The sequence below is a fragment of the Streptomyces sp. NPDC056144 genome (assembly GCF_042264145.1).
GTDB lineage: Bacteria > Actinomycetota > Actinomycetes > Streptomycetales > Streptomycetaceae > Streptomyces.
The window spans coordinates 486,228-502,829 of record NZ_JBHJVF010000002.1; the positions used below are offsets into that span (position 1 = coordinate 486,228).

Sequence of the window (16,602 nt, forward strand, 5' to 3'; positions counted from 1 at the left end):
ATGTGGAGCACGTCGGTCACAGGAGGAATCCCGTTCCGAGGTCGTCGTGGGCGTCGAGGACGAAGGTGTGGCTGCCGGTGTGGTGGGTGGCGCCGGTGACCTCGGTGACGCCGCCTTCGAGCAGCCGTCCGTGGAAGACGGTGTCGGCGACGGACTCGTGGGTGAGGACGGCTCCGCCGTCGAGGCGGCCGTCCTCGCCGAGCAGGGCGAGCCGGGCGGAGGTGCCGGAGCCGCAGGGCGAGCGGTCGATCTGGCCGTCGGCGAAGACGGTGACGTTGCGCTGGCGCGGGCCCGCGGCCGTGTCGGGAAGCTCGTCGTAGAGGATGACGCCGTAGACGTCGTGCTCGGGGAACGCGGCGCGGATCTCGCGTCCGGCGCGGACGAGTTCGGGCAGGGACGCCTTGGAGGTGTCGAGGCCGAGGTCGCGCGCGGGGACGGTGACGTAGACGGCGCCGGAGTCGGCGATGTCGACCTCTACCGTGCCGAAGGAGGTCGTGACGGCGACCTTGCGCGCGACGACGCTGGTGGGCACGTTGCGGAAGGTGACGCCGGTGGTACGGCCTCCGGCGCGGTGGACGGTCGCGGTGACGCGGCCGGAGGGGACGTCGATGCGGACGGCGACGTCGCCGTCGTCGGGCGCCGTGACGCGGCCGGTGTCGACGGCCCAGGCGCCGAGCGCCATGGTGCCGTGGCCGCAGGCGGTGGAGTAGCCGTCCTTGTGCCAGAACAGCACGCCGAAGTGGGCGCCGTCGTCGTCGGGCGGGACGATGAAGCCGCCGTACATGCCGGAGTGTCCGCGCGGCTCCTGGACGAGGAGGCGGCGGACGTCGTCGAGCGGGCCGAGCCGGAGCGCGAGGGCGCGCCGTTCGGCCACGGTGTCGCCGGGGATCGGGGGCAGGCCCTCGTCGACGATCCGGAAGGGTTCGCCCGCGGTGTGGTAGTCGGTGGTGCGGACGGAGCGCGGGAGAGCGCGGGCGGTGTCTGGCGTGGTACTCACGAAGGACTTCCTTCAGTAGGGAACGGTGAAGCCGGGCCGGCCCCTCCCCCGTGTCGAGGGGCCGACCCGGACAGGGGGAAGATCAGCTGCGCAGCGGGCCCTCGCAGGTGAAGTTCGAGGTGCCGGCGACCCGGTTGGCCCAGATGTCGACGGTGCCGAAGGAACAGTTCATGTCGGCGAGGTTGTTGGACGCGGCGCCCGCGCGGTCGAGGATGAAGTAGTCGACCGTCTCGGACATGTCCTTGAAGACCTTGTCGGAGTTGTTGGCGTCGGAGAGGTTGGCGGTGATGCGCCCCGTACACAGGAAGCGGCGCTTGCCGGCCTCGCCTGCCTCCACGCAGTCGGGGGTGTTCTGGGTGGCGTTGGCGAAGGCGGTGCGGACCGCGCTGACGTCCGAGTCGCGCAGGTAACCGTTCTGCGTGTACGTCGTGTTCGGGACGTAGAGGGTGTCGACCTTGGCGATCTGCGCGTCGAGGAAGCGGTCGTAGGACTGCTGGAGCCCGGCGTCGGAGCCGAGGCGGGTGCGCCAGGCGTCGTACGCGGCGACGTCGTTGTTCCGCAGGTGGGTGTACATCTCGCGGAGCAGCGTGGGGCGCTCGGTCCAGAGGAACTCGAAGAAGGTGCCCGCGTAGTTGTAGAAGCGGAAGCCGTCGCCGCTGTAGGTGGCGCGCAGGAGCTGGTTGACGCTCATGCGGGGGCCGCCGCCCGCGGTGTCGTTGATGATGCCGCGGACGAGGGACTTGCGGACGGCGATGCCGTTGTCGCGGGTGGAGCCGTCGAAGAACTCGGCGGTGCCCTCGTCCATGGCGGTGGTGCGGTCGCCCGTGTACCAGGGGCCCTGGCCGAAGGTGCCGGGGACGGCGAAGCGGCCGTTGAGGTAGTGGACGTACTCGTGGCGGAAGAGCTCTTCGAGCGTGAGCGTGGAGTCCTGCGGGACGCGGCGCTGGTACGTGTAGAAGGTGGCGCCGTTCTCGATGTAGATGCCGCCGTTGTTGGTGTCGTAGCCGGTGAGGATCGGGTGGTAGATCTCGTAGCCGGCGCGCGTGCCGTACAGGACGATGTTCAGGGTGGCGTTGGTGTCCCCGGCGAGCGGCTGCTCGGTGCCGATGACGCGGTGGAACTGGGCCTTGACCTGCTTGCTGGCGTAGTAGAGCTGGTCGACGGTGGCCCGGTCGAGGCCGGTGCGGACCTTGATGGCGCCGTTGTCGTACGAGTACGTGTACGGGAAGATCCGCGCCTCGATGTCGGACTTGCAGACGCCGTACGGCTTGCACGCCTCGAAGAAGTTGAGCCACGAGACGACCTTGCCCCACTGGGCGGTGTCGCTGCCGAAGGCGCTGATGGTCTGGTTGAGGACGGGGCCGAGGTCGGCGACGATCCCCGACTTGAGCGCGTCGACCTGGCCGAAGCGGCCGTACTCGTTGAGGGCGTCGCGGGCGACCCAGTCGTTGACGGTGCCCTTGAGGTGGCCGTAGCCCGCGAAGGCGCGGAAGGCGGCGCGGTAGGCGGGGTCGGCGGCGACGGCCGCGTGGAAGGCGGAGTCGTTGTTGCCCGGGTAGACGCCGAGGTAGTTGGTGGAGAGCGCGGCGAGCGCGGCACCGGCCCAGGAGGCGTCGAGGTTGGTCGCGGTGTGCGACGCGTCCATGGTGGCGAGGACGCGCTTGATCAGGCCGAGCTGCGGGTGGCGCAGGCCGGGGCCGCTGGCGGCGTAGAGGGCCTCGCGCAGGGTGGTGGCGTTGGCCTTGGTCGCGTCGAAGGTGCGGGCGGCGTTGCCGAAGGCGGTGACGGCCTGGGTGATCGCGGCGGTGGTGGCCGCGTCGGTGGTGTCGATCTCGGAGCGCGAGAAGTCGTGGTAGATGACGGCGTGCAGGTACGTGAACATCTCCTCCAGGTGCGAGGAGTTGGTGCCGTTGTGCGCGGGGGCGAGGCTCGTGATGCGGCGGGCGACGGCCTGGACGTGGACGTCGGACATGACGGGCGTGAGGCGGGCGTCCCAGGTCCAGATGAGCTTGCGGAGACAGCCCTCGGCGGTGACCGCGGGGTCGGCGAGGAAGTCCGCGAACTGCTCGGGGCCGAGTCCGGTCACGCCGTTGAGCGTGCAGGGGACACCGGCGGCGGTGACCTCGGCGTCGGCGTCGGCAACGGCGGTGGCCTCGGTGCCGGTGTCTCCGGCGGCGCCGGGGTTGGCGGTGACAAGACCGGGTATGCGACCGGCCGCGAGACCACCGGGGGCGGGCAGGGATCCGGCCTGCTCGGCGGTGGCGGCGCTCGCGCTGGCGAAACGTTCCACCTCGTCGAAGGGGTTGGTGCCGTGGGCGTGCTCGGCACCGGCCTCGGGGCCCGCCGCGCCCTGACCGGCGGCGGGACCGAAGGAGGAACCGGCCTGGGTGTCGGTGGCCTGGCCTTCGGTGGCGGCGGAGACGGCGGTCTGGCCGGCGGAGGCGAGGAGGGTGACCGCGATGGCTGAGGCAAGCAGGGATGAGCGCACACGTCGGTGGAGGGACAACGTAACTCCTGCGTTTGGGGAACTGCGGGGATCGGAGCGGGAAATGCTCCGGTGTGTACGCCGTGTGACCGCGGTTCATACGGCGTGTGCGCTGTAACATAGTAATGTGAAATTGCACTGACAAGGCTTTGAACATGACCAGTTCTCACGGGTTGGGATCCGGCCAGGTCAGCGGCACCCTGACGGGAGGGATTCAGGGGCCACGGCATACCCTCGGCGCAGAGGACGACATGCCGAGCGGGGTACGGGAAAGATGACTGAGCCGACTGAACCGGCGCCGGAAAACACCATCCGCGTGTTCATCGCCCTGGCACCGCCCGACGAGGCGAAGGACGAGCTGGCCCGGGCGCTGGCCCCCGCCTACGCCGCGTACCCCCGAATGCGGTGGAACCGCATCGAGGACTGGCACATCACCCTGGCGTTCCTCGGCGAGCTCCCCGTGACGGCCGCCCCCCTCCTGCGCGCTCCGCTCGCACGCCTGGCGGCGACCCGCGAGCCGCTCGAACTGGCGCTGCGCGGCGGCGGACAGTTCGACGAGCGGGTGCTGTGGAGCGGGATCGACGGGGACGTCGACGGACTGCGGCAGCTCGCCACCGAGGTGCGGGCGCTGGTCAGGGAGTGCGGCATCGCCTTCCAGGAGCGCACGTTCCGCCCCCACCTGACGCTGGCCCGGGCCCGCCGCGACGACCCGACGAGCGTGCCGACGGTCGCCGGGCAGCTGTCGACGTTCTCCGGCCGGCCGTGGCCGACTGGACGCCTCCACCTGGTGGGCAGCAATTTCGGCCGCGGCCCGGCACCGATCCGCTACCGCGACATCGCTTCGTGGCCGTTCGAAGGTTCCTGACGACCGGTCGGCCGGCCCCCGGGTCCGGTCACACGCTTCACACGCTTCACACGCTTCACACGCGCGGTATCGACCCCACCACATGCTGGGTGACGGAGCAGACCCAGGCGGGCGCGCCGGAGGGATCGCGGGCGGGATGCGGAACGACGCGGTGGTCCGGGCAGACGGGCCAGAGCACGCGGTCGCGGTCGGCGAGCAGACACTGCACCCCCTCGGCCGCGCCGACCGCGAGGTCGGCCGGGTGGATGCCCCACACGGCCTCGTCGCCAACCGCGAGCCGCCCGAGCGGATCGCCCCACTCCTCCGGAGGGTCGTACGTCACCGGCACACGGAGGACCTGTCCGGTGTCGCGGCGGACCTGGTCGAGGAGCGCGCCGACCACGGCGAGGGCGACCTCCTTCCGGTGCTCGGCGAGGAGGGCGACGAGGTGGTCGTCGGGGACGGCGCCGTTGCGGGTGAAGACCTCGGCGAGGAAGGCGGCGGTTCCGGCGGGCAGGGCGGGCCGGTGCCCCGGGTCCGGGTTCCACTCCTCACCCAGGAGGACGGCGACGCGGCGGAGCCACGAACGGAAGGCGGGATCGTCCTCCACTAGGGGTGCCGCGGGGGCCATGGGTCTCCTGGGGCGGGGGGCGGGTAGGGGCGGCGAGGCGGACAGCGGCGATGATCACCGGAGCGACGGACGATACGCCCCTCACCCCACCCCTCGCGGCCGGAACTGCACACTGATCCGTGGACCGACCGCACGGCTCGTCTTCGGGATCGCGTGGTCCCAGGTCCGCTGGCACGAGCCGCCCATCACGACGAGGTCGCCGTGCCCGAGGGGCAGCCGGAGCGCGACGGGCCCGCCGCCGCGTGGGCGGAGGGCGAGATCGCGGGGGTCGCCGAGGGAGAGGATCGCCACCATCGTGTCGTGCGTGGCGGAGCGCCCGACGCGGTCGCCGTGCCAGGCGACGCTGTCGCGCCCGTCGCGGTAGAGGCAGAGCCCGGCGGAGACGAACGGTTCGCCGAGTTCGGGGACGTAGTGGCGGTCGAGGGCCTCGCGCGCCTCGACGAGGGCGGGGTGCGGGAGGGCGGCGCCCTCGCGGTAGTACGCGAGGAGGCGGGGGACGGCGACGACGTGGTCGTACATCTTCCGCTCCTCGGCGTGCCAGGGCACGTGCGCCACCAGCTCCTCGAAGAGCGCGTCGGCGCCGAGGAACCAGCCGGGGAGGTGGTCGACCCAGGCCCCGCGCCCGAGCTCCGTACGCCGGAGACCGCGCAGCGGACCGGGCCGCATGTCGGCACCCTGGTCGAACAGGGAGCCCTGGAAGCCGGGGAGGTCCGGCGGTGCGACGGTCATGGGTCCAGCATAAACGCAGACTCGAACATTCGATCGATTCCGGAAGCGGCCGGAAACCATGTTGCCTCGGCTGATATCGATCACTAAAGTCATTCGGGTGACTACCGGGTCGGCCTTGAGCCATTCACGAGTGAGTGTCCCGGCCTCGGCATGACCCCGAGGCGGGCCAGGAGCCCGCCTTCCCTCTCCGCGTCCTCGCACCGGCGTCTCGGCCTTCGGCCTTCCTCTGGCGCCCTTTCCCGCGACACCCAGACCGGAGACAGGAGATCTTCCCCGCATGCCCCATGACCAGCAGAACCCCCAGCCCGCCGACGCCACCGCCGACGCCACGTCCGAGCAGCCGGCGAAGGCACCGCACATCGAGCTGAACCACACCGCCATCTACTCGCGCGACAGGCGGCGGTCCGCCGAGTTCCTCGCCGGGCTCCTGGGCCTGGAAGTCGGCGCCCCCTTCGGCCCGTTCATCCCGGTGGACCTCGGGAACGGCGTGACCCTGGACTACTACGAGAAGCGCGACGAACCGATCCAGTCGCAGCACTACGCCTTCCTCGTACCCGCGGAGCGCTTCGACGCGATGATCGCCCACCTGGAGGCGGCCGGCGTCACGTACTACGCGGACCCGTACCACTCCAGGCCCGGCGAGGTGAACAACCTCTTCGGCGGCCACGGCGCGTACTTCCTGGACCCGGACGGCCACAACCTGGAGATCATGACCGTCCCGTACGCCAGGTAGAGGCGACTCACGGTGAGACCGGCGCCCCGCCCACGGCCGGTCTCACCGACCTCCGCTCCTCCGGCCGGTCGATCCGGTAGAGGTAGTGGGAACGGTCGTCGATCGGGTTGTCCGGCTTGAGGGGGATCTCCGCCACGCGGCGGAGGCCCGCCTTCTCCAGGGCGCGCCACGACGGCCGGTTGCCCGTGTGGACGGGGACGAGGACCGCGCTCGCGTCCGGATAGTCGTCCCAGGTCGCCGCGACGACCGCCGCGATCATGCGGGGGCCGTGGCCCCGGCCCGTGGGGTGGGCGTCGCCGAGCAGGTAGTCGAGGGTGACCGCGCCCTCCGGCACGTCGGCCACGGCCGCCAACTCGTCCAGGTACTCCGGGTAGTCGGCGAGGCGGCAGCGCTGCACCAGGCCGAGGGGTACGTCGTCGAGCAGGACGAGCAGGTCCTCCGCGGGCTCCTCCCCGCGGGCCGCCGCCCCGAAGTCGCGGGCGACGGCCTCGGGAGAGGTCTCGTGGTTCCACCAGCGGACGACCTGCGGCGCGGCCAGCCAGCGTCCGAGCATCGGGAAGTCGGGCTCTTCGAGCCGGCGCCAGGTGATCATCGGGACTCCTCGTCGGAGACGGAAGGGAGGCCTGCACGGGTACCCCGAGGGTAGGCCGGAGCCGGCGGACACGGCCACGCAATTGTGTCGCGCCCCGCGATCGGTGCCGTCTACCCTGACGCGATGTCGACCAAGATGATCATCCTCAACGGCGGGTCCAGCTCCGGGAAGTCCGGCATCGTGCGGTGTCTCCAGTCCCTGCTGCCCGACCCGTGGCTGGCGTTCGGCTGCGACGCGTTCGTCGACGCCCTGCCCGCGCGGATGCAGTCGTCGGACGACGGCATCGCCATCGGCGACGACGGCGGCATCAGCATCGGGGCGGACTTCCGGGAGCTGGAGGCGGCCTGGAGCGAGGGCATCGTCACGATGGCCCGCGCGGGTGCGCGCGTCATCATCGACGACGTCTTCCTCGGCGGCGCCGCCTCCCAGGCGCGCTGGCGGAAGGCGCTGGGCGACCTGCCGGCCCTGTGGGTCGGCGTCCGGTGCGACAGCGCCGTCGCCGCGGGCCGCGAACTCGCCCGGGGCGACCGCGCCGTGGGCATGGCGGCGACGCAGGCGGAACTGGTCCACGAGGGCGTGGAGTACGACCTGGAGGTGGACACCACCCGGGCGGAGTCGCTCGACGTCGCCAAGCTCATCGCCGACCGTGTGCTCGGACAGATCCACTAGGGAGAATCCCTGAAGACGCGTGGACCTGACCCGGCGTAGGCTCCGAGCAGACGAAGCGTGGGGGGTGGGGTGCATGACGGCCGAGGTGGTGCGGCGGTGGGGGTCTTCCCTCGATTCCGTCGTCGTGTACGCGCAGGGCGCCTTGTGCCGGCGGATCGCGCGGGGCACGGTGCCGGACGACCGGCGGGTACGGGTGACGGGGCTGCCCCGTTCGATCGATCCCGGGTCGCTGCGGGCGAGGGTCCTGGGGCCGCCCGGGCTGCGGGTCACCGAGGCGCGGGTGGAGGTCGAGGCGGAACCGGTCCGGGCCGGCACCGATAACGGCTCCCTGCGGCGCGAGGTCGACCGGCTGCGGGACGAGCAGGCCGCCGCGCGGGAGCGGGTCGAACGGCAGACGCGCCTGATCGACGAGGTCACGGCGCTCCAGCCCGTGGCGCCCGCGCGCAAGCGCGAGGACCCGCACCGCCGGACTCCGGTCGATGCCTGGCTCGACCTCGCGGACTTCGTCGACGAGCGTCTCGCCGGGCTCCATGCCCGGCTCGTCGAGCTGGAGAAGGCGGTCACCGTCGTCGACCACGAGCTCGACCTCGCCCGCGACCGGCTCGCACGCGCCTCCACCGACGCGCCGTCGGCGCACGTCGAGACCTCCGTCAGCGCCGTGCTGACCCTCGCCCCGGACGGCGGCGGACCCCTCGCGGGGGACGTCGAGGTCGCGGTGGAGGTGGAGTACGGGGTCCCGGGCGCCGTGTGGGTGCCGGCCTACCGGCTCGACTACCGGCAGGGGGACGAGACCGGTCGGCTCCTGCTGCGCGCCTCCGTCGCGCAGCGGACCGGCGAGGACTGGACGGGCGTCCGGGTCGCCCTCGCCACCGCCGACCTCCAGCGCCGCACCGACCTGCCCCGCCTCCGGTCGCTGCGGATCGGGCGGCGTCAGGAGGCCCCCGCGTCCTCCGGCTGGCGCGAGCCCCCGGCGGGCCTCGCCGAGCTGTTCGCCGGGTACGACTCCGCCGGGCCCCGGCCCCGGTTCCGCGGTGCCCGGGCGATCGGCTCGGCCCCGGAATCCGCGGCCGGCGCCGTGACGGCGCCGCCGCCCCCGCCGCCCGCACCCGCGTCGGCGGTGGCGCCGCCCTCGGGGCCGCCGGCCTTCACCGGGGTGCCCGACTTCGCGGTGTCCGGGCCGTACGGCGGGGGTGCGCCACAGCCCGCGCTCGCACCGCCGTCCGCGCCCAGGGCGCGTCTCGCCTCCCCGGCACCCGCCCCGCCGGGTGGCGTGCCGACGCCTCCCCCTCCGGCCCCCGTGGTCGGGCCGCCGCAGCCGAGTCCCGCCGAGCTGGACTACGGCGCGCTCGTCCTGTCCGGCCCCGACGACCAGGCCGGCCGCCGAGGGCGTCTCTTCCCCGACGTGTCCTTCGACCCGGTGGCGACCGAGTACCGCCGCCGCGCCGAGGCGGTGGCCTCACTGCCCCTGCCGGGGCGGACCGTACGGCCCAGGTCGTCGGCCGGCTCCTTCGACCACCGTTTCGACGCCGCCGCCCGCGCCGACATCCCGTCGGACGGCACCTGGCACAGCGTCACCGTCGGCGAGATCGCGGTCGGCCTGCGCACCGAATACGTGTGCGTGCCGTCCGTCGAGCAGACCGTCTACGCGTCGCTGGTGCTGTCCAACGCCACCGAACAGGCCCTGCTCGCCGGGCCGGTGGAGGTCTCCGTCGACGACGACTTCCTGCTGACCGCCGCACTGCCCACGCTCGCACCGGGGGCCGTGCGCCGGGTGGGTCTCGGGCCCGCCGAGGGCATCCGGGTCAGCCGCCGCACACAGCTGCGGGAGTCGGTCGCGGGTCTGCGCAACAACATCACCGTGCTCGACCACCGCGTCCACGTGGAGCTGGCCAACCGGCTGGCGAAGCCCGTCACCGTCGAGGTCCTGGAGCGCGTCCCGGTCACCTCCGACGCGGACGTCCGCATCGAGGAGCGGGCCGACTGGACGGAGCCGGACGGCGGCGCCGAAGCCGGTCCCCAGGCCCCGGGCACCCGTGTCTGGCGGGTGCGGCTCGACGCGGGCGCCACCACCGCCCTCGACGGCGGCTACGAGATCCGCATCCCGACCGGCAAGGCCCTGGTCGGCGGCAACCGCAGGAGTTGAGACCCGCCATGTCCACGGAACCGAAGCCGCGCACCGAGGCCGCCGCCGACGGGGATCCCGTCGTGCCCCTGCCCGTCACCGCCGTCACCGTCCTGGAGGACCGCGCGCAGGTCGAGCGCGTCACCGCACTCGACCTGGCGGCCGGAGTCCAGCGGCTGCGTCTCGGCCCGGTCGGCGCGGCCGCCGTCGACCACACGCTCCACGCCGAACTGACCGGTACGGGCTCCGCGACCGTCCTCGACGCGCGGATCGTGCGCTCGTGGACGCCGCGCGGGCCGGAGCCCTCGCAGGACGAGGACTCCGAGCTCCGTCTCCGTGTCCACGCCCTCGAAAGCCGCCAGGCCGACCTGGAGCGGCAGCGCGACCGGCTCCGCGCCCGCCTCGGCCTGCTGGGCCGGCTCGCGGCCGACCTGCTGCGGGAGATCGGCGAAGGCGCGGGCTTCGGCGAGACGGAGCGGGACCGCTGGTCCCGCGAACTGGACCGCGTCGACGCCGAGCGCGACACCCACGCGGAGCGGCTCCGGTCCACGGAGGCCGAGTTGGAGGCTTTGGACGACGAACTGGGCGCCACCCACAGGGCCATGAGCCTCACCGACGAGGAGCCGGCCGAGCTCGTCGGGTACGTCGAGCTGACCGTGGAGAGCGCGGTCGCGGGGCCGGCCGGGCTGCGTCTGACGCACCTCACTCCGTGCGCCCTGTGGCGGCCCGCCTACCGGGCCGTTCTCGACGGGGACTCCCTGACGCTGGAGTCGGAGGCGATCGTCTGGCAGCGGACCGGCGAGGACTGGTCGGGCGTACGGCTGACGCTGTCGACGGCCCGTTCGGCGCGGGCGACCGAACCGCCGCGCCTGACCGAGGACCGGCTGACGGTCAAGGAGCGTTCGTCGGCGGAGCGCCGGACGGTCGACGTCGAGCTGCGCGAGGAGGAGATCGCCACCCTCGGGCCCGCTCCGGTCCTCGGCCTTCCGGCCGTGGACGACGGCGGCGAGGTGCGCGTGCTGCGGTCCCCCGAGCCGGTGTCGGTACGCGGTGACGGCCGCGCCCACCGGGTGCCGGTCTCCGCGTTCACCGCCCCCGCGCGCAGTGAGTACGCCTCGTCGCCCGAGGCGTCCCCGTTGGTCACCCAGGTGGTACGCGGTGACAACGGCTCGGGCCACGTCCTGCTCGCCGGTCCCGTGGACCTGGTGCGCGGCGGCGGCTTCGTCGGCCGGGGGTCGATGGAGTTCACCGCCGTCGGCGCGCCCTTCGAGCTGGCCTTCGGGAGCCGCGACGACTACCGGGTGGTGCGGGAGTCGGAGGAGTCGCGGGAGACGACCGGGCTCGCGCAGCGGACGGTGGTCACCCGCACGGTCCGGCTGCGTCTGTCCCGGTTCTCGGCCCCGGGCGAGCAGGGCGACCGGGTCGTCGCCCTGCGGGAGCGGATACCGGTCTCCGAGGTCTCGGCGGTGGAGATCCGCTTGCGCAAGGAGGGCTGCTCCCCGGAGCCCGACACCCTCGACGCCGACGGCATCGCCCACTGGGACGTCACTCTGCCGCCGGGCGGCCGCCGCACGGTCACGCTGGTCTACGAGATCACGGCGACCTCCAAGGTCACCGGCCTCTGAGCCGCCCTGACCGCACTCCTCAGGGAGTCCTGGCCCGTGTTCCCCGGCGGAGGAGGTAGGCGGCGGCCGAGGCGACCAGCGTCAGCATGCAGGCGATGAAGACCAGGCCGGCGCCTTCGAGGCCGAGGGGGTCGGCGAGGAGGCCGACGCCGATCACCGGGATCGAGATGCCGGTGTACGCGACGACGAACAGGGCCGAGATGACGGCCGCACGCCGGTCCTCCGGGGCGGCGGCCGCCACGGAGGTCAGGGCCGCGCGGAAGGCGAGGCCCTGACCGGTGCCGCCGACGAGGGCGGAGAGGACGACGAGGACGAGGAGGTCCGTGGAGAGGGCGGCCGCCAGGAGGGCGAGGCCGACGAAGAGGACGGCGCAGCCCAGGGTGAGGGAGCGGGCCACGCCGACGCGGTCGACGGCCAGTTGTCCGGCCGTGGAGGCGAAGAAGGCGAGCGCCACGATCAGGCCGGTGACGGCGTGGTTGTCCACGTGGAGGTAGCGGGCGAGGAACGCGGGGCTGACTGAGGTGAAGACGCCGAAGAGGGCGAAGCCGACGAAGGAGGCGACGGCCGCGGGGACGAAGACCGCGCGGACCTGGGCCGGCAGGGCCGGACGTTGGGGACGTACGGCGGTGAGGCCGCGTCGGTTCGCGACGGTCTCGGGGAGCCGCAGCAGCACGAGGCCGCCGAGGACGACCAGGGCCAGGTGCACGGCGAAGGGAAGGACCAGGGGGTCGGGGGCGTACTCGGCGAGCAGGCCCGCGAGCAGGGGGCCGCAGCCCAGGCCGCCCATGTTGGCGGCGGTCGCCACGAACGTCGCCCGCGTACGGCCGCCGGGCGGGGCGAGCTCCATGACGTACGCGGTGGCGGCTCCGGTGAAAAGGCCTGCCGACAGGCCGGAGAGCAGCCGGCCCGCGTACAGCCAGCCCAGGGCGTCGGCGCACAGGAAGCAGACGGCGCTCGCCGCGGAGAAGCCGAGGCCGCAGAGGAGGGTGGGGCGTCGGCCGATGGTGTCCGAGGCGTTGCCGGCGAGGAGGAGGACGCCGATGACCCCGAAGGCGTACACCGCGTAGACGATGGTGACGGTCAGTTCGGAGAAGCCGAACTTCTCCTGGTAGAGGGGGTAGAGCGGGGTCGGCAGCGTGGTGCCGGCCATGCACACGACGAAGACGGCCCCGGCGAGCAGACACGGCAGCCAGCGCTGGCGATCACCTTGCATGGCGCCGACGGTATCCCCGGCCCGGGAGTCGGCCGGGCAGGCCGCGGCCTCGGCGCGGCGGGTCGGGCCGAGGCCTGGTCGGGTCAGGCACGGGCCTCGTCGGGCCGGGTCGGCTCGTCGCCTCAGGTCAGGGCGGCGGCGAGGGCCTTGGCGAAGCCGTCCGGGTTGTCGAGCATCATGTTGTGCCCGGCGTCCGGGATCTCCGTCACGGGGATGCCGAGCGCGGCCATCCGCGCGGCTTCGGGGTCCGGCTGCGTCCACTCCCCCACGAGGAAGGCGCGGACCGTGGTGAGCGCGAGGAGGAGGTCGCCCGGCGCCGGTTCGCTCCCCTCCACGAGCGCGACCGCGCTGCGGTGCACCGCGCGGGGGTCGGCGAGGCGCAGCCGGGCCGCGTAGTCGGGGCGGTCGGACTCGGCGATCATGCGGGCGAACCCGGCCGTCACGAAGGCCTCTTCGTCCTGGGCGGCCACGGGCGAGCTGAACGCGCCCCCGCCCGCGTACAGGTTGGGCTCGGCGACGACCAGCCTCCGGAACAGCTCCGGCCGGTCGGCGGCGAGCCGGATGGCGACGGCACCGCCCATCGAATGGCCGATCAGGTCGACCGAGGTGAGCCCGAGATGGTCGAGGATCCGGGCGACCACGGCGGCCTGGGACTCCACGCGGTAGTCGAAGTCCGCCGGCCGGTCGCTCAGGCCGAAGCCGAGCAGGTCGACGAGGAGGGCGCGGCCTCCGCCGAGCGCCGGGTGGGCGGCGATGTGGGCGAAGTCGGACGCGGCCGTGCACCCGAGTCCGTGGACGAAGACCCGCACCGGGCCTTCGCCGGGCAGGTCGATCCACCGGACGTACGCCCGCTCGTCCGCCAAGAACAGTTCCCGCATGACGTGCTCCCCCGTGCCGACTCGTCTCCGTCGCTCCGACGGTCCTTCACCACCGCACACCACTCTAGGAGTCGGCACGGACAACGGCCGCGCGGCTACACACCCACGGTTGAGTACGCGTGCTCATGTCGCCCGCTCCCGGGCTCGCGACGATGGTCCTGTCACCGCGTCGTCGTCCTCGGATCAGGGGGCTTTACCGTGCTCAGCCGTATCTCCGCGAACCTCGTCCCGTTGTTCGGGCGGCTCACCGTCACCACCGACCCCGAGGCGCGGGTGGAGCCCGGCAGCATCATCGTCGTGAACCACACCTCGTCGGCCGACTCCGCGCTCGTTCTCGCCGCGCTGCGCAAGCGGTGGGCCGTCGAGCCGGTGCTCCTGGCCACGGCGGGGCTCTGGCGCGTTCCGGTCCTCGGCCGGGTGCTGGTACGGGACGGGTACGTGCCCGTGTTCCGGAACACGCCCCGGGCCTCCGCCGCGCTCGACCAGGCGGCCGTCGCGCTCGCCTCGGGGCGGAACGTGATGCTGTACGCGGAGGGGCGTCTGCCGGTCCGCCGCGACGCCGCCGAGACGCCGCCGGACGACTTCCGCACCGGACTCGCGCGGCTGGCCCGGGCGACCGGGGCGCCGGTGGTCCCGATCGGGCAGGCCGGGGCCCGGCGGATCATCTCCGGCGGGCGGACGAAGCAGCTCGCCGGGGTGCTGACGGCTCCCGTCCGGCGGCCCGGTCTGCACGTCCACGTCGGGGCGCCGATCCGGCTGCCCGAGGACGTCGCCGAGGCGACCGCCGTGGCCCACGGCGCCGTCACCGACGCCTGGCGGACGGCCGCCGGAGCGCTCGGCGAGCCGGCCGCCCTCACGGACGGGCGGGCGCCGTTCGCCACCGCGCACCGGGGCCGCCGCTGGTCCGTCCGGCGCCGCCGGGGCTGACGCGCAGCCCTGCCTGTCTCCACCCGTGCCTGTCTAGCGGAGGCCGAGCCCCAGGTCGCCGCCGGCCGGCACCGCGAAGTAGCGTGCCACGTCCTCGTCCGTGACCTCGGCGAGCGTGCGCGGGGTCCAGTGCGGGTCGCGGTCCTTGTCGACGACCTGTGCGCGGATCCCCTCGACCAGGTCGGCGGTGGACAGGGCCGCGCAGGAGACCCGGTATTCGAGGTCCAGGACCTCTTCGAGGGTCGCGAGCGCCCGGGAGCGGCGCAGGGTCGCCAGGGTGGCCTTGAGCGCCGTCGGGGACTTCGCGAGGAGCGTGGTGGCCGCCTCCTTCGCGGCGGGGACGCCGGTGTCGAAGAGGCGTTCGACGATCTCCTCGACCGTCTCGGCGGCGTAGCAGGCGTCGATCCACTCCCGCTGCCCGGCGAGGACGCCGGGCGTCGGCGTCACGGTGTGGCGGGCGACTGCCTCGTCGGCGGGCAGTTCGGCCAGGTCGCGGACCAGGGCGGGGAGCGCGGCCGAGGCGACGGTGTGGTCGGCGAGCCCGACGAGGACGGCGTCGGCGGCTCCGACGTGCCCGCCGGTGAGGGCGAGGTGGGTGCCGAGTTCGCCGGGGGCCCGGCCGAGGAGGTACGTACCGCCGACGTCGGGGACGAAGCCGATGCCGGTCTCCGGCATGGCGACCCGGGAGCGTTCGGTGACGACGCGGACCGAGCCGTGCGCCGAGACGCCGACGCCGCCGCCCATGACGATGCCGTCCATGAGGGCCACGTACGGCTTCGGGTAGCGCGCGATGCGCGCGTTGAGCCGGTACTCGTCCCGCCAGAAGGCGGCGGACGCGGTGCCTCCGGCGCGGGCGTCGTCGTGGATGGCGCGGATGTCCCCGCCGGCGCACAGTCCGCGCTCCCCCGCGCCCTCGATCACGACGGTGCTGACGGCCGGGTCGTCCTCCCACGCGGTGAGGGCGTGGTCGACGGCGAGGACCATGGGGTGGGTGAGCGCGTTGATGGCACGCGGTCGGTTCAGGGTGACGAACCCGGCCCGGCCCTCCGTGCGGAGGAGTACGTCGGGCGTTCCGGTCTCCACGATCACTCGTTCCCTTCCCCTTGCCGCTGCGCTGTCCGGGCCACGGTACCCGGAGCGGCCTCGGGCCTGATCGGCGGAGAGGGGGCGGGACAAGAGGTGGGTGAGGGGCGGGAAGGACTCATCCGCTTCTCGCGGATCCTGATTGCACGGTGCGCGGTCCCGAGAGACCGCTACTCCGTGTCCTCACACCGAGTCCTTCCCGTCACTTCCATGGAACCACCGCCGGGGACGGCACGCACCTGGCGCGTACCTGGTGCGTACCGTCCCCGGCGGGAGGCGTCAGGCGGGAAGCAGGTCCTGCGGGATCCGGACCTGGCGGGGGGTCGCCAGACGGAGCTCGATGATGTCCCTGACCGTGGGCCATTCCTCGTCGAGGATCGAGTAGAAGGCCGTGTCACGGACCGCGCCGTCGAGACCGCGGGAATGGGCCCGGCGGACACCTTCGCAGGTGGCGCCGAGGCGTTCGATCGCGATCCGGGAGCGGGTGTTGCGGGCATCGGCACGGAGGGTGATCCGGCGGACGCCCCAGTGTTCGAAGGCGTGCCGCAGCATCAGGAGCTTGGCCTCGGTGTTGATGCCGGTGCCTCGGGCGTCGCCGGCGATCCAGGTGTTCCCGATCTCGGCGGCGTCCGGGACGGCGGTCAGCGGATCGCCGTGGGGCATGCCGGGCACGGGCGGCCAGATCAGCGGCCCGCGCCAGTAGTCGAGTTCGAGGAAGCGGGTCGAACCGATGACGCGTTCGTCGGCCGTACTGACCAGGGCGAAGGGCAGGCATCTTCCTGCCGCCTGGTCGGCGAGGGCGCGGGCGATGTAGTCGAGGGCCGATTCGAAGCCGTCGGGTACGGGGGTGAAGGCGTAGGCCGATCGGTCCGCCCCGCCGGCCCGCGCAAGGGCTTCGGCGTGCCGCATCGCCAGCGGCTCCAGGCGCACGGAGCGCCCGGTCAGGAGAACAGGTACTGGCACGGAACCTCGGGTCTTTCACGGGCAGGGAAAGCTCCCGCTGCGGAGTGGCCGCAGCGGCAGCAGGAGGGAGGTTCTCGCCCGGTCGCCGGTTACGTCAAGAGCGACAAACAA

15 protein-coding genes are annotated in these 16,602 nt (G+C 73.3%); 6 read left to right on the top strand and 9 right to left on the bottom strand.

Annotation, left to right across the window (positions count from 1 at the left end; translation table 11 throughout):
* Nucleotides 1-16 precede the first annotated feature (16 nt).
* Complete coding sequence (locus ACFC0Z_RS08690; protein ID WP_376434239.1) at nucleotides 17-997, bottom strand: proline racemase family protein; 981 nt, start codon at nucleotides 995-997, stop codon at nucleotides 17-19.
* Nucleotides 998-1,079: 82 nt separating this feature from the next.
* The gene (locus ACFC0Z_RS08695) at nucleotides 1,080-3,485 is read right to left on the bottom strand and encodes a collagenase (RefSeq protein WP_376434241.1); all 2,406 of its coding nucleotides are present in this window, start codon (nucleotides 3,483-3,485) and stop codon (nucleotides 1,080-1,082) included.
* 271 nt (nucleotides 3,486-3,756) lie between these two features.
* Here ACFC0Z_RS08695 and thpR point away from each other — a divergent pair, with 271 nt between their 5' ends.
* The gene (gene thpR, locus ACFC0Z_RS08700; protein WP_376434243.1) at nucleotides 3,757-4,347 is read left to right on the top strand and encodes an RNA 2',3'-cyclic phosphodiesterase; all 591 of its coding nucleotides are present in this window, start codon (nucleotides 3,757-3,759) and stop codon (nucleotides 4,345-4,347) included.
* 55 nt (nucleotides 4,348-4,402) lie between these two features.
* Here thpR and ACFC0Z_RS08705 read toward each other — a convergent pair whose 3' ends face one another.
* Nucleotides 4,403-4,957: a hypothetical protein gene (locus ACFC0Z_RS08705; protein WP_376434245.1), complete on the bottom strand. Its 555-nt coding sequence runs from the start codon at nucleotides 4,955-4,957 to the stop codon at nucleotides 4,403-4,405.
* 81 nt (nucleotides 4,958-5,038) lie between these two features.
* On the bottom strand, nucleotides 5,039-5,686 hold the full coding sequence (locus tag ACFC0Z_RS08710) for an alpha-ketoglutarate-dependent dioxygenase AlkB (protein WP_376434246.1): 648 nt from the start codon (nucleotides 5,684-5,686) through the stop codon (nucleotides 5,039-5,041).
* Between the two features lie 277 nt (nucleotides 5,687-5,963).
* Here ACFC0Z_RS08710 and ACFC0Z_RS08715 point away from each other — a divergent pair, with 277 nt between their 5' ends.
* Nucleotides 5,964-6,419: a VOC family protein gene (locus ACFC0Z_RS08715; protein WP_376434248.1), complete on the top strand. Its 456-nt coding sequence runs from the start codon at nucleotides 5,964-5,966 to the stop codon at nucleotides 6,417-6,419.
* A 7-nt stretch (nucleotides 6,420-6,426) separates the two neighbouring features.
* Here the strand turns inward: ACFC0Z_RS08715 and ACFC0Z_RS08720 are convergent, their stop codons facing one another.
* Nucleotides 6,427-7,011 (bottom strand): GNAT family N-acetyltransferase, encoded by a 585-nt coding sequence (locus ACFC0Z_RS08720; protein WP_376434250.1) that lies wholly within the window; start codon nucleotides 7,009-7,011, stop codon nucleotides 6,427-6,429.
* Between the two features lie 123 nt (nucleotides 7,012-7,134).
* Here ACFC0Z_RS08720 and cpt point away from each other — a divergent pair, with 123 nt between their 5' ends.
* The 3 genes from cpt (at nucleotide 7,135) to ACFC0Z_RS08735 (ending at nucleotide 11,427) form a co-directional block, all read left to right on the top strand.
* Complete coding sequence (gene cpt, locus ACFC0Z_RS08725; protein WP_376434252.1) at nucleotides 7,135-7,680, top strand: chloramphenicol phosphotransferase CPT; 546 nt, start codon at nucleotides 7,135-7,137, stop codon at nucleotides 7,678-7,680.
* 73 nt (nucleotides 7,681-7,753) lie between these two features.
* A complete protein-coding gene (locus tag ACFC0Z_RS08730) occupies nucleotides 7,754-9,823 on the top strand; it encodes a DUF4139 domain-containing protein (protein WP_376434254.1) in 2,070 nt (689 codons plus the stop codon).
* An 8-nt stretch (nucleotides 9,824-9,831) separates the two neighbouring features.
* Entirely contained in the window at nucleotides 9,832-11,427 is a 1,596-nt protein-coding gene (locus ACFC0Z_RS08735; protein ID WP_376434256.1) for a mucoidy inhibitor MuiA family protein, read from the top strand.
* Between the two features lie 19 nt (nucleotides 11,428-11,446).
* Here the strand turns inward: ACFC0Z_RS08735 and ACFC0Z_RS08740 are convergent, their stop codons facing one another.
* Both ACFC0Z_RS08740 and ACFC0Z_RS08745 read right to left on the bottom strand, forming a co-directional pair.
* Complete coding sequence (locus ACFC0Z_RS08740) at nucleotides 11,447-12,640, bottom strand: MFS transporter (RefSeq protein ID WP_376434258.1); 1,194 nt, start codon at nucleotides 12,638-12,640, stop codon at nucleotides 11,447-11,449.
* 122 nt (nucleotides 12,641-12,762) lie between these two features.
* Nucleotides 12,763-13,518 (bottom strand): alpha/beta fold hydrolase, encoded by a 756-nt coding sequence (locus tag ACFC0Z_RS08745; protein ID WP_376434260.1) that lies wholly within the window; start codon nucleotides 13,516-13,518, stop codon nucleotides 12,763-12,765.
* 198 nt (nucleotides 13,519-13,716) lie between these two features.
* Between ACFC0Z_RS08745 and ACFC0Z_RS08750 the strand changes: the two genes are divergently transcribed.
* Nucleotides 13,717-14,445 carry a lysophospholipid acyltransferase family protein gene (locus ACFC0Z_RS08750; RefSeq protein WP_376434262.1) on the top strand — a complete coding sequence of 243 codons (729 nt, stop codon included), beginning with the start codon at nucleotides 13,717-13,719 and terminating at the stop codon, nucleotides 14,443-14,445.
* A gap of 33 nt (nucleotides 14,446-14,478) precedes the next feature.
* Here ACFC0Z_RS08750 and ACFC0Z_RS08755 read toward each other — a convergent pair whose 3' ends face one another.
* Both ACFC0Z_RS08755 and ACFC0Z_RS08760 read right to left on the bottom strand, forming a co-directional pair.
* A complete protein-coding gene (locus tag ACFC0Z_RS08755; protein ID WP_376434264.1) occupies nucleotides 14,479-15,528 on the bottom strand; it encodes an enoyl-CoA hydratase/isomerase family protein in 1,050 nt (349 codons plus the stop codon).
* A gap of 279 nt (nucleotides 15,529-15,807) precedes the next feature.
* Nucleotides 15,808-16,491: a GNAT family N-acetyltransferase gene (locus ACFC0Z_RS08760; RefSeq protein WP_376434266.1), complete on the bottom strand. Its 684-nt coding sequence runs from the start codon at nucleotides 16,489-16,491 to the stop codon at nucleotides 15,808-15,810.
* Between the last annotated feature and the right edge of the window lie 111 nt (nucleotides 16,492-16,602).

Excerpts from the sequence above, each read along its gene's own strand:
- thpR (WP_376434243.1), top strand. The coding sequence starts at position 3,757 with ATGACTGAGCCGACTGAACCGGCGCCGGAAAACACCATCCGCGTGTTC.
- ACFC0Z_RS08705 (WP_376434245.1), bottom strand. The coding sequence starts at position 4,957 with ATGGCCCCCGCGGCACCCCTAGTGGAGGACGATCCCGCCTTCCGTTCG.
- ACFC0Z_RS08710 (WP_376434246.1), bottom strand. The coding sequence starts at position 5,686 with ATGACCGTCGCACCGCCGGACCTCCCCGGCTTCCAGGGCTCCCTGTTC.
- ACFC0Z_RS08715 (WP_376434248.1), top strand. The coding sequence starts at position 5,964 with ATGCCCCATGACCAGCAGAACCCCCAGCCCGCCGACGCCACCGCCGAC.
- ACFC0Z_RS08720 (WP_376434250.1), bottom strand. The coding sequence starts at position 7,011 with ATGATCACCTGGCGCCGGCTCGAAGAGCCCGACTTCCCGATGCTCGGA.
- cpt (WP_376434252.1), top strand. The coding sequence starts at position 7,135 with ATGTCGACCAAGATGATCATCCTCAACGGCGGGTCCAGCTCCGGGAAG.
- ACFC0Z_RS08730 (WP_376434254.1), top strand. The coding sequence starts at position 7,754 with ATGACGGCCGAGGTGGTGCGGCGGTGGGGGTCTTCCCTCGATTCCGTC.
- ACFC0Z_RS08735 (WP_376434256.1), top strand. The coding sequence starts at position 9,832 with ATGTCCACGGAACCGAAGCCGCGCACCGAGGCCGCCGCCGACGGGGAT.
- ACFC0Z_RS08740 (WP_376434258.1), bottom strand. The coding sequence starts at position 12,640 with ATGCAAGGTGATCGCCAGCGCTGGCTGCCGTGTCTGCTCGCCGGGGCC.
- ACFC0Z_RS08745 (WP_376434260.1), bottom strand. The coding sequence starts at position 13,518 with ATGCGGGAACTGTTCTTGGCGGACGAGCGGGCGTACGTCCGGTGGATC.